Here is a 10,297-nt window from a genome sequence, read left to right on the forward strand (position 1 = left end):
CCATAGAGGCCTCCCGGTTTTTTGTTGTGACAGGAGTTTTTATGCGTTTCCTCATCGCCTCCGCCTTGATGGCCAGTGCCGCCATCGCCACCCCCGCGCTCGCGCAGGACGCCCCCGCGCCCGACAAGGAATTCCAGGGCTTCAAGATCGTCGGCAATACCGGGATCGACCGCGTGAATGCCGGTGGCGACGGCGAAACCGGCCTCAGCTATGGCGGCACGGTCGGCTACGACTATCAGGCCGGCAAGGCCGTGTTCGGCATCGAAGGCGGGATCGACGGATCGACCACCAAGCGCTGCGACAGCAATGTCGTCGTCGCGGGTGACGAATTGTGCGCCAGGACCGGCCGCGACTTGTACGTCGGCGGCCGCATCGGGGCGGTGGTCGGCGGCAAGGCGCTGCTCTACGTCAAGGGCGGTTACACCAACGCCCGTGCGGTCGCGGATTACACGGTGGGCGCCACCACGACCAAGACCGGCGACAATCTTGACGGCGTGCGCGCCGGCGCGGGCGTCGAGCTCAACGTCAGCCGCAACATCGTCGGCCGCGTCGAGTATCGCTACTCGAACTACGAGCAGGACGTCAGCCGTCATCAGGCGCTGGTCGGCCTCGGCGTTAAGTTCTGATCGCGCGTATCTTGCGATCGGACGGGGCCGCGCGGGGAAACCTGCGCGGCCTCTTTTTTGGCTAGACTTGCGTTCCGAACAGCCGCCCGATCGAGAAGGTGACCGCCATCGCGAGTGCGCCCCAGAACACCACGCGGACCGCGCCGCGCACAATGCTCGCCCCGCCGACGCGCGCGCCGATCGCTCCGGTTGTCGCCAGCAGCACCAGCGTGATGACCATCACCGCGGCGACGAGCTTTTCCCCGCCGAACAGCAACGTCGCCAGCACCGGGACGATCGCGCCCGCCGCGAAACTGGCCGCCGACGCGAGCGCCGCCTGCACCGGGCGCGCGGTCAGAGTCGCGCTGATCCCGAGTTCGTCGCGCAAATGCGCGCCGAGCGCGTCGTGCGCCATCAATTGATCGGCGACCTGCAGCGACAGATCGTGGTCGAGCCCGCGCTGGCGATAGATCGCGGCGAGCTCCTGACGCTCGGCCTCGGGCTCGTCCTTCAGTTCGGCGGTTTCGCGCGCGATATCGGCGCGCTCAGTATCCGACTGACTGCTGACCGAGACATATTCCCCCGCCGCCATCGACATCGCGCCGGCGACCAGTCCGGCCACGCCGGTCAACAGGATCGACGCCTGGCTGGCATTCGCCGCTGCCACGCCGACGATCAGGCTGGCGGTCGACAGGATGCCGTCATTCGCCCCGAGCACTGCCGCGCGCAGCCAGCCGATGCGCTGGACCAGGTGACCTTCATGATGTCTGCGGATCGCCATGGTGCGACGCTAGAGCGTTCCGGCGGCGAGGCCCAGTGCGTTCTCCAGATCGGCCAACGCCTGTTCTCCGCTCGTCACCTTGATCGCCGCCATCCCCATCGCCGCGGCGGGTTTGCAGTTGATGCCGAGGTCGTCGAGATAGACGCATTGTTCGGGCGCGACGCCAAGCGCGTCGCACGCCATGCGGTAGATTGCCGGGTCGGGCTTGCGGATGCCGACCTTCGAGCTTTCGACGACATGATCGAACCGCGCGAGGATCGCAGCGATCGCCGTCGCTTTTTCCGGCGTCCGCGCCATTCCCGCGCCGCTGCCCGTCGGGACGTTGTTGGTGATGCAGCCGATCCGGTAGCCGTTGCCCTTCAGCCAATCGAGCGCGGCGACCATTGCCGGGCGAATATCCCCCGCAAGCACCGCCAGCACATCCTCACCGCGCAGCTCATGCCCCAGCGCGCGCGCCTCGTCGGCGAAGATCGCATCGAACGTCGCCGCGTCGATCTCGGCGCGCTCGAACCGTGCCCAGGCATTACCGTCGCGCTCCAGCGCATTGACTCGGCGGATGAAGTCGCGCGGCAGTCCGCGCTCGTCCTCCAGCCGGTTGAACGCCTCGAACGGCGACGAGGTGATCACCCCGCCGAAATCGAAAATCACGGTATCGCGCTTCACGGCTCGATCAGCACCCCGACGCGCGGATCGACCTTGCCCGCGACGGCATCGCGATACGCCGCCAGCGCCGCCTCGCCGCCTGCTCGCTTGTCGATCGCGGTGAGCGCCCTGGCGTCGGCGATGAACCCCAGCCACGCGGTTTCGGTGCGTTGGCGAAAGTCCGGGGCGCCCCATTCGGCCGACCGCTTCTGCATTCGCCCCGGCGCGAAGAACCCGACCGGCTTCGGCCCCGGCAAGGGAGTCGCGCCGCGTTCGGCGTCCCAATGCGTGATGCCGACGATCAGGTCGATCGCGAGCGCATCGCCGAAATGGTTGTGGACGGCGCGGGTGGCAGCGGGGTTGCCCGCGAAATCGACCATCGTAACCGTGCCCTCGACGTCGATGCTATCTACAGCGTCGTAATCGACGACCCGGTCGTACAGGCCGGTTTCGCGCGTGAAACCGGCGCTGCGCGCGGAGGCGAGACCGATCAGCGCGACGTCGTCGTGCCGCGCCTTCATCGCATGGGCAAAGCCGATCGCGGTCTTGCTCGACGCGCCGCTGACAATCACCGTCTGCGCGCCGTAATCGCGTTCGTCCTCGAACTGGTCGGCGATCAGCCAGCCGGTCAGGAACAGCGGACGATAGATCGGCCACCAGTCATGGTCTTCGTCGCGATGGTCGCCCAGCGCCCTCAGCCGGGTATAGCCATTATACGCGGCCGGCAGCTTGGCGCGACGCGGCGACGCTTCGGTAAATCCCGTGCCGCGCACACTGCCAGGCGTCAGTACGGCATGGCTGGCGAGCGGCCAGTAACCGTAGAATTGTTCGCCCACCGCGACGCCCTCGACGGTCGATTGCGTGACGGTCGCGAACCCCCAGACCGGCAGGCGTCCGGGCTCGTCACGTTCGCCGAAGAAATCCCAATACCCCGCATCGGCGCCGAGAAACGGCGTCTTCGGCCCGAGCGCGGCGTAGGTGATGTTGTTGGCAGTCAACGCGACCAGGTCGATCACAAATTCCGCTTCGCCGGGCGCCAGGTCACACGCCGGCAGATCGCCTAGCTGCGCTTGTGCGATATCGTCGCGGACGATCTCCAGCTGCCAGCGCGTCATGCCATTCCCCTCATCCGTTATACGCCAGCTTCAGCCCCGGCCGCGCCCAGCGCATTTTCGCCAGCCGCCCGCTGCCCGACAGGCAGATATAGGCATCCATCATGTCGGCGCCGCCCCAGCAGATGTTCGTCGTGAAGATATCGTCGGTCGGCACGAACTCGACCAGCTCTCCAGCGGGCGAGATCACGCTGATCCCGCATTCGCCGATCGTCGCGACGGCGATGTTGCCGCACGCCTCGACCCCGAGCGAATCGAAGAATTTGTATCCGGCAGGGCGATAGAGCGGGATGCCCGGCCCGCCCGGACCCGCCGTGCCGTCGACCTTGCCCGGCGCGACGACGTTGAACGCCATCAGCCGGCACGTGTACGTTTCGGCCGCGTAGAGCCGCTTGCCGTCGGGCGACAGGCCAACGCCGTTAGGATTTTCGCTGGGGAAGATGACTTCCTCGAGGTGGCTGCCATCGGCCTTGGCGTAGAAGATGCCGGTGACGTCGCGTTCGCGGGTCCGAGTCTTGCCGTGGTCGGTGAACCAGAACCCGCCGGCATCGTCGAACACAATATCGTTGGGGCCGCGCAGCACGCAGCCGAAATCGCCGTCCTTGTAGAGCACTTCGACCGTACCGGTCGCGATGTCGATCCGCTCGATCCGCCCGCCCGAATAATCGTCGGCCTGGCCGTGCGGTGCGAGAAAGCCTTCATTTTCAATATAGTTGAACCCACCATTGTTGCAGCAATACAGCTTGCCGTCGGGGCCGATCGCGAGGCCGTTGGGGCCGCCGCCGGGTTCGGCGACGATCTCCTTCGACCCGTCGGGCCGCACCCGCGTGATGCGCCCCGCGGCGATTTCTACCAGGATGACGCTGCCGTCGGCCATCGCCACCGGGCCTTCGGGAAAGCGCAATCCGTCGGCGACGATATCCATGTTCCGCTCCATCACTGCCGGGCTCGCATACCCGATCTTCGAAGGTCTTTTGCCTTGATGGACCGATAAAGAAAAGGGCCGCACATCGCTGCGCGACCCTTCGCTTTCATGTGCCCGCCGCAGCGAAGCCGCGTCGTCGGACGGGCTAAAGCCCGCCGGCCGGACTTGCGCGTCTCGCCTTTAGCTCCGCTGACGGCGTGCGCGCTGCGTCAGATATCGTCACCCAGCGCCCCTTTGACCTTGCCGATGAACTGTTCGGCCTTGCCCTTGCCTTCCTGGGCAACGCCTTCGTCATGCAGGTCGGAATCGCCCTTGTGGCCGCCGATCGCTTGCTTGGCCTTGCCGACCGCTTCGTCGACATTGCCTTTGATCTTTTCGGTGAGTTCACCCATCGGAACAGTCCTTTACGCTAACGCGCGCGGACGGGGGTATCCGCGCGTAGGTTGCGGGAAACAGAACGAATGCCGAGGCGCGCGGTTCCTAAGGAAAGACGCGTTTCAGGAACGCCTGCACCGCAACCCAATTGTCGTAAGCGCCGCCCGGATTCTTGTCCGCGTTGAGCGTCGACGAGCCATGGATCCCGGTGCGCGGCACGTAGAGCAAGCGGTCGGTGCTCGCCGTCGCGGACAGGATCGCCTTGGCCTCGGCCGATTCCTCCAGCGCGTTCGACGCGGTGACGAACACCGGCACCGTCACCTTGGCGGCGGCAGCCTCGACCATTTTCTTGTCGCTGAAATATTCGCCGGGGGAGAAGGCCATCACCGCCTTTACGCTGTCCTTCGCGTCGGCGGCGTTGGCGAGCAGGAAGACCAGGCTGGCCGAATAGCTCGATCCCCACAGCACGACCGGCAAGCCCTTGGCCTTCGCCCATTTGAGCGCGATTTCGAGATCGGGCAGCGCGCCGAGATAATCGGTCTTGCCGGTGTAACCCGCCATCGTCCGGTTGGCGCCGTACAGCGTGCCGCCGACGCGCTGGTCGATCGCCAGCGCCGAATAACCTTCGCGCGCCAGCCGCGGCGCGATGTCGGCATATTCGCCGCTCGACGACCCCGCCTGGTGGAACAGCAGGATCAATGCCTTGGGCTCGGCGGCGGGATAATAGGTGCCGTAGACGGTAACGCCGTCGATCGCTTTCAATTCGACCGGTTGCGGCGCCGGCGCCTTGGCGGCGACGCTTTCGTTGACCAGCGCCTGCTGGTTATCGACCTTCGGGCCGCTGTTGCACGCGGCAAGCAGGATCGCGCTGGCGATGACGAAACGGCGCATCGATGTTCCTTAAATCAAACCCGCCAGCGGGCTGGACGGGTCGGCGTACATCCGCCGCCCCATCCGTCCCGCCAGATACGCCAAACGCCCGCCCTCCACGGCGAGTTTCATCGCGCGCGCCATCAGGATCGGGTCCTTGGCCTCGGCTATCGCCGTGTTCATCAGCACGCCGTCGCAGCCCAGTTCCATCGCCACCCCAGCATCCGACGCGGTGCCAACCCCGGCATCGACCAGCACCGGCACCTTGGCGCCCTCGACGATCAGCCGGATCGTCACGCGATTCTGGATGCCCAGCCCCGACCCGATCGGCGCCCCCAGCGGCATGATCGCGACCGCGCCGGCCTCTTCCAATTGCTTCGCCGCGATCGGATCGTCGACGCAATAGACCATCGGCTTGAAACCCTCCTTGACCAGGATTTCGGTGGCTTTGAGCGTTTCCCTCATATCGGGATAGAGCGTCCGCGCCTCGCCCAGCACCTCGAGCTTGACCAATTCCCACCCCCCCGCTTCGCGCGCCAGCCGCAACGTGCGCACCGCGCTGTCGGCGTCGAAGCAGCCTGCGGTATTGGGAAGGTAGGTGATCTTCTTGGGATCGATGAAATCGGTCAGCATCGGCGCGTTGCGGTCGCTGACGTTGACTCGCCGCACCGCGACGGTGACGATCTCCGCCCCCGACGCCTCGACCGCGGCGGCGTTCTGCGCGAAATCCTTGTACTTGCCGGTGCCGACGATCAGCCGCGACCGGAAGGTTTTGCCCGCCACCGTCCAGCTATCGTCATTCGCAGTTACGGGCATCGCAATGTTCATTCGATCACTTTCTATGTGCTCCGGCGAAGGCCGGAGCGTTGGCCGGTATCGACCGACCTGCTCTTCTCCAACGCTCCGGCCTTCGCCGGAGCACGGCGATTTTCATCCGCCCCCGACGAAGTGGACGATTTCGATCTCGTCGCCATCCTCGACCACCACCTGCGCCAGCGTCGACCGCGGTACGACCTCCAGATTGCGTTCGACCGCGACCTTTTCGGGAATCAGGCCGAGTTCCTCGGCCAACTGCGCGATGGATAGGCCGGCCGTGACTCGGCGGTGCTCGCCATTGACGCGGATCGAGACGGTGCCGTCGGTGTGCATGGTATTCATCGTAAATGGCGATATAGGGACGCGAGCAATCGCGCCACACCCGAAAGGCTATGCGTGACCGAAACGATCCTGGTGCTCAATGGCCCCAACCTCAACCTGCTGGGCACGCGCGAGCCGGAGATATACGGCGGCGATACGCTCGACGACATTGCCGGGCAATTGACCAATCGCGCCAAGGAACTCGGCTTCGTCATCGACCTGCGCCAATCGAACCATGAGGGGCATCTGGTCGATTGGCTGCACGAGTCGCAGAACCGCGGGGTCAAGGCGATCCTGCTCAATGCGGGCGCGCTGACCCATACATCGGTCGCGCTCTACGACGCGATCAAGGCGATCAACGTGCCGGTGATCGAAGTGCATTTGTCCAATCCGCTGGCGCGCGAGGATTTCCGCCACGCCAGCTTCGTGGGTCGTGCCGCCCACGGAACCATTTCCGGATTCGGCGCGCTTTCGTATATGCTCGCGCTTGAAGCCGCCGCCCGTCTCTGACAGACGGCTCGCCCATAAAGACAGCCCGCACAGGGCAGAAGAAGGGTCGAATGGCAGAAGACAAGAACAACGGCGCAATGCGGGTCGATATCGACCTGGTGCGCCAACTCGCGACGTTGCTCGACGAGACGCAGCTGAGCGAAATCGAAGTCGAGGATGGCGGCCGCAAGGTCCGCGTCGCGCGCACGATGCACAACGCGCCGCAGATGCAGTATGCGCCTGCACCGGCACCCGCGCCCGCCGCTGCCGCGCCTGCGGCCGTTCCCGCCGCCGAAGCGCCGGCCGCGCCGAGTGCCGCCAACGCGGTCAAGTCGCCGATGGTTGGGACGGTCTATCTGACCCCCAATCCCGAGGCCAAGCCGTTCGTCACGATCGGGCAAAAGGTCGCCGCGGGGGATACGCTGGTGATCATCGAGGCGATGAAGGTGATGAACCCGATCCTCGCGCCGGCAGCGGGAACCGTTACCGCAATCCTGATCGAGACCGGCCAGCCGGTAGAATTCGACCAGCCGCTCGTCGTCGTCGAGTAATAAAGTGCCTGAAATCAAGAAACTCCTGATCGCCAATCGCGGCGAAATCGCGCTGCGTATCCACCGTGCGTGCCACGAAATGGGGATCAAGACCGTCGCGGTACATTCGACCGCCGACAGCGACGCGATGCACGTGCGGCTGGCCGACGAGGCGATCTGCATCGGCCCGCCGCCCGCGGGCGAATCGTACCTCAACGTACCCCGGATCATCTCGGCCGCCGAAATCTCGCGCGCCGACGCGATCCATCCGGGTTACGGTTTCCTGAGCGAAAACGCCAAGTTCGCCGAAATCATCGAAGCGCACGGCATCATCTTCGTCGGGCCCAAGCCCGAGCATATCCGCACGATGGGCGACAAGATCGAGGCCAAGCGCACCGCCGGTGCGCTCGGCCTGCCGCTGGTTCCCGGATCGGACGGCGCGATCAGCGACATCGACGAGGCCAAGGCGATTGCGGCGAAGGCCGGCTATCCGGTGATCATCAAGGCCGCGTCGGGCGGCGGCGGGCGCGGGATGAAGGTCGTCGAGACCCCCGAAGAACTCGAAAGCCAGATGCAGCAGGCGGGCAGCGAGGCGAAGGCCGCGTTCGGCGACGCCACCGTCTATCTCGAAAAATATCTCGGCAACCCGCGCCACATCGAATTCCAGGTGTTCGGCGACGGCAATGGCAACGCCATCCATCTCGGCGAGCGCGATTGCTCGCTCCAGCGGCGTCATCAGAAGGTGCTCGAGGAAGCCCCCTCCCCCGTGCTCGGCCCCGCCGACCGCGAGCGGATGGGCGGCATCTGCGCGCGCGCGATGGCCGATATGGGCTATCGCGGCGCGGGGACGATCGAGTTCCTGTGGGAAGACGGCGAGTTCTATTTCATCGAAATGAACACCCGGCTCCAGGTCGAGCATCCCATTACCGAAGCGATCACCGGGCTCGACCTGGTGCGCGAACAGATCCGCATCGCCGAGGGACACCCGCTGACCTTGCGCCAACAGGACGTCCAGTTCCGCGGCCACGCGATCGAATGCCGCATCAACGCCGAGGACCCCAAGACCTTCGCGCCATCGCCCGGCACGGTGAAGCAATATCACGCCCCCGGCGGGATGAACGTCCGCGTCGATAGCGGGCTCTACGCGGGTTATCGCGTGCCGCCTTATTACGACTCGATGATCGCCAAGCTGATAGTCTACGGCACCACCCGCCAGGGCGCGATCCGCCGCCTCCGCCGTGCGCTCGAGGAGTTCGTGATCGAGGGAATGAAAACGACGATTCCGCTCCACCGCGCGCTGATCGAGGACCCGGAGTTTCTCGAGGGGCAGTATACGATCAAATGGCTCGAGGAGTGGCTGGCGAAGCAGGAGGCGGGCGAGACCACCTAGCCAAATTCGTCACCCCGGACTTGATCCGGGGTCCATCGGGCCGCACGTTCTCCGCTCGTTGCTGGATGGATGGCGGATCAAGTCCGGTATGACGGAAATGGAGGTGGCTATGACGTCAAAATGGATATTGATCGTGGCTCTCGCCACCATCGCCGCCGCCCCTGCTTCCCCCCTCACCTCGCTCGCCGGCCGCTATTCCAAGCATTTCCAGAACGGGTTCATCGACGGATCGAAATACTGGTCCGACGACGTGGTCGAAATCGTCCCGGTCGATGCGACCCACGCCTATGTCCGCGCCGATCTGCAATTCTACAACGGGCACCAGTGCAGCTTGACCGGCGTCGCCAAGGCGGTCGGCAACACGCTCGTCTATCGCGAGAAGGAAATCACCGCCTACGAGGGCAGGCAGCCGTGCACGCTGACCGTGTCGATCAAGGGCAAGTCGCTGCTGCTCGACGACGGCGAGGGCACGTGCAAAGCCTATTGCGGCGCGCGCGGCACGTTCAGCGGGTTCGATTTCATCCCGTCCTCATCGAAACGCCCGATCACCTACATGGCGCGGCTCAAGGGGTCCGAGGAATATAAAGGCGCGATCGAGGACTGGAAGGCGGGTAAGACCGAGTAGCCACTTCAGGGGGGACACCAATGTTCATCGGCCATTACGCGCCCGCATTTGTCGCGGCGACCTCGCCCAAATCTCCCAAGCTCGGCGCGCTGTTCGTCGCCGCGCAACTGGTCGATATCGCGTTCTTCTCGTTCCTGATCCTGGGCGTCGAACACATGCAGCTGACCCCGCATGCCACCGTTATGAACCCGATGGACCTGTACGACATGCCGTGGACGCACAGCCTGATCGGCGCGGTCGGCTGGGGCGCGCTGTTCGCGCTGGCGATCAAGGCGCTCCGCGGGAGTTGGACCGCGGGCGCGATCGGCGGCGCGGTGGTAGTCTCGCACTGGGCGATCGACCTGCTCGTTCATCGCCCCGATCTGACGCTCGCCGGCAGCCCGCCGGCACTCGGGTTGGGGCTATGGAACCATCCGTGGATCGAGATCCCGCTCGAACTCGCCTTCGCGTTCGGCGGGTTGTGGTTCTTCGTCAGCCGCACGCGTGCCGTCGGCACCGCGGGCAGATGGTCGCCATGGGCGCTCGCGATCGGCATGGCGGTGCTCCAGGCGGTCAATTGGGCTGCGCCACAACCCGACGCGGTTACCGCCGCGCCGCCCGCGACGGGCTGGCTCGGACTGTTCGCGTACGGCGTGCTGGCAGCGCTCGGCTGGTGGGTGGCGCGGACGCGGCGATTGGCATAACCCTCGCTTCAGAGGGGAGAAATGCATGTCGCTGGCGACTGAACTCGGAGGACTGAATCGCAAGCAAGTCCATTCGATCTGGGCGAGCTATCTCGGCTGGACGCTCGACGCGTTCGATTTCTTCCTTCTGCTG

Annotated in this window: 13 protein-coding genes and 1 pseudogene; 6 read left to right on the plus strand and 8 right to left on the minus strand. The window is 65.3% G+C overall.

Features of this window, described 5'->3' with window-relative positions:
- Nucleotides 1–41: 41 nt before the first annotated feature.
- Nucleotides 42–626, plus strand: coding sequence for a porin family protein (locus tag JWM94_RS01510; RefSeq protein WP_299420349.1), 585 nt, complete (start codon nucleotides 42–44; stop codon nucleotides 624–626).
- A gap of 61 nt (nucleotides 627–687) precedes the next feature.
- On the opposite strand, the gene JWM94_RS01515 is transcribed toward JWM94_RS01510, so the two are convergent.
- The 8 genes and pseudogenes from JWM94_RS01515 to thiS all read right to left on the minus strand — a co-directional run.
- Nucleotides 688–1,386 carry a VIT family protein gene (locus JWM94_RS01515; RefSeq protein ID WP_299420353.1) on the minus strand — a complete coding sequence of 233 codons (699 nt, stop codon included), beginning with the start codon at nucleotides 1,384–1,386 and terminating at the stop codon, nucleotides 688–690.
- 9 nt (nucleotides 1,387–1,395) lie between these two features.
- The gene (locus JWM94_RS01520) at nucleotides 1,396–2,049 is read right to left on the minus strand and encodes an HAD-IA family hydrolase (protein ID WP_299420357.1); all 654 of its coding nucleotides are present in this window, start codon (nucleotides 2,047–2,049) and stop codon (nucleotides 1,396–1,398) included.
- Nucleotides 2,046–3,143, minus strand: coding sequence for a DUF2855 family protein (locus JWM94_RS01525; protein WP_299420362.1), 1,098 nt, complete (start codon nucleotides 3,141–3,143; stop codon nucleotides 2,046–2,048). The genes JWM94_RS01520 and JWM94_RS01525 overlap by 4 nt, the downstream gene beginning before the upstream one ends.
- A 10-nt stretch (nucleotides 3,144–3,153) precedes the next feature.
- Complete coding sequence (locus tag JWM94_RS01530; protein ID WP_299420365.1) at nucleotides 3,154–4,065, minus strand: SMP-30/gluconolactonase/LRE family protein; 912 nt, start codon at nucleotides 4,063–4,065, stop codon at nucleotides 3,154–3,156.
- Nucleotides 4,066–4,274: 209 nt separating this feature from the next.
- Entirely contained in the window at nucleotides 4,275–4,457 is a 183-nt protein-coding gene (locus JWM94_RS01535; RefSeq protein ID WP_299420368.1) for a CsbD family protein, read from the minus strand.
- Nucleotides 4,458–4,545: 88 nt separating this feature from the next.
- On the minus strand, nucleotides 4,546–5,331 hold the full coding sequence (locus JWM94_RS01540) for an alpha/beta hydrolase (RefSeq protein WP_299420371.1): 786 nt from the start codon (nucleotides 5,329–5,331) through the stop codon (nucleotides 4,546–4,548).
- 9 nt (nucleotides 5,332–5,340) lie between these two features.
- Complete coding sequence (locus tag JWM94_RS01545) at nucleotides 5,341–6,138, minus strand: bifunctional sulfur carrier protein/thiazole synthase protein (RefSeq protein WP_299420375.1); 798 nt, start codon at nucleotides 6,136–6,138, stop codon at nucleotides 5,341–5,343.
- Nucleotides 6,139–6,243: 105 nt separating this feature from the next.
- Nucleotides 6,244–6,459: pseudogene (thiS, locus tag JWM94_RS01550) on the minus strand (sulfur carrier protein ThiS); the annotation flags it as partial.
- Nucleotides 6,460–6,522: 63 nt separating this feature from the next.
- Between thiS and aroQ the strand changes: the two are divergent.
- From aroQ to JWM94_RS01575, 5 genes are all read left to right on the plus strand, one after another.
- Complete coding sequence (aroQ, locus tag JWM94_RS01555) at nucleotides 6,523–6,957, plus strand: type II 3-dehydroquinate dehydratase (protein WP_299420379.1); 435 nt, start codon at nucleotides 6,523–6,525, stop codon at nucleotides 6,955–6,957.
- A gap of 50 nt (nucleotides 6,958–7,007) precedes the next feature.
- Nucleotides 7,008–7,487 (plus strand): acetyl-CoA carboxylase biotin carboxyl carrier protein, encoded by a 480-nt coding sequence (accB, locus tag JWM94_RS01560; RefSeq protein ID WP_299420383.1) that lies wholly within the window; start codon nucleotides 7,008–7,010, stop codon nucleotides 7,485–7,487.
- 4 nt (nucleotides 7,488–7,491) lie between these two features.
- Nucleotides 7,492–8,856: an acetyl-CoA carboxylase biotin carboxylase subunit gene (accC, locus tag JWM94_RS01565; RefSeq protein ID WP_299420387.1), complete on the plus strand. Its 1,365-nt coding sequence runs from the start codon at nucleotides 7,492–7,494 to the stop codon at nucleotides 8,854–8,856.
- Between the two features lie 133 nt (nucleotides 8,857–8,989).
- A complete protein-coding gene (locus tag JWM94_RS01570; protein ID WP_299420391.1) occupies nucleotides 8,990–9,481 on the plus strand; it encodes a hypothetical protein in 492 nt (163 codons plus the stop codon).
- Between the two features lie 20 nt (nucleotides 9,482–9,501).
- Nucleotides 9,502–10,164 (plus strand): hypothetical protein, encoded by a 663-nt coding sequence (locus JWM94_RS01575; protein ID WP_299420394.1) that lies wholly within the window; start codon nucleotides 9,502–9,504, stop codon nucleotides 10,162–10,164.
- Nucleotides 10,165–10,297: the final 133 nt, after the last annotated feature.

The sequence above is a fragment of the Sphingomonas bacterium genome (genome assembly GCF_028289855.1).
Lineage (GTDB): Bacteria > Pseudomonadota > Alphaproteobacteria > Sphingomonadales > Sphingomonadaceae > Sphingomonas.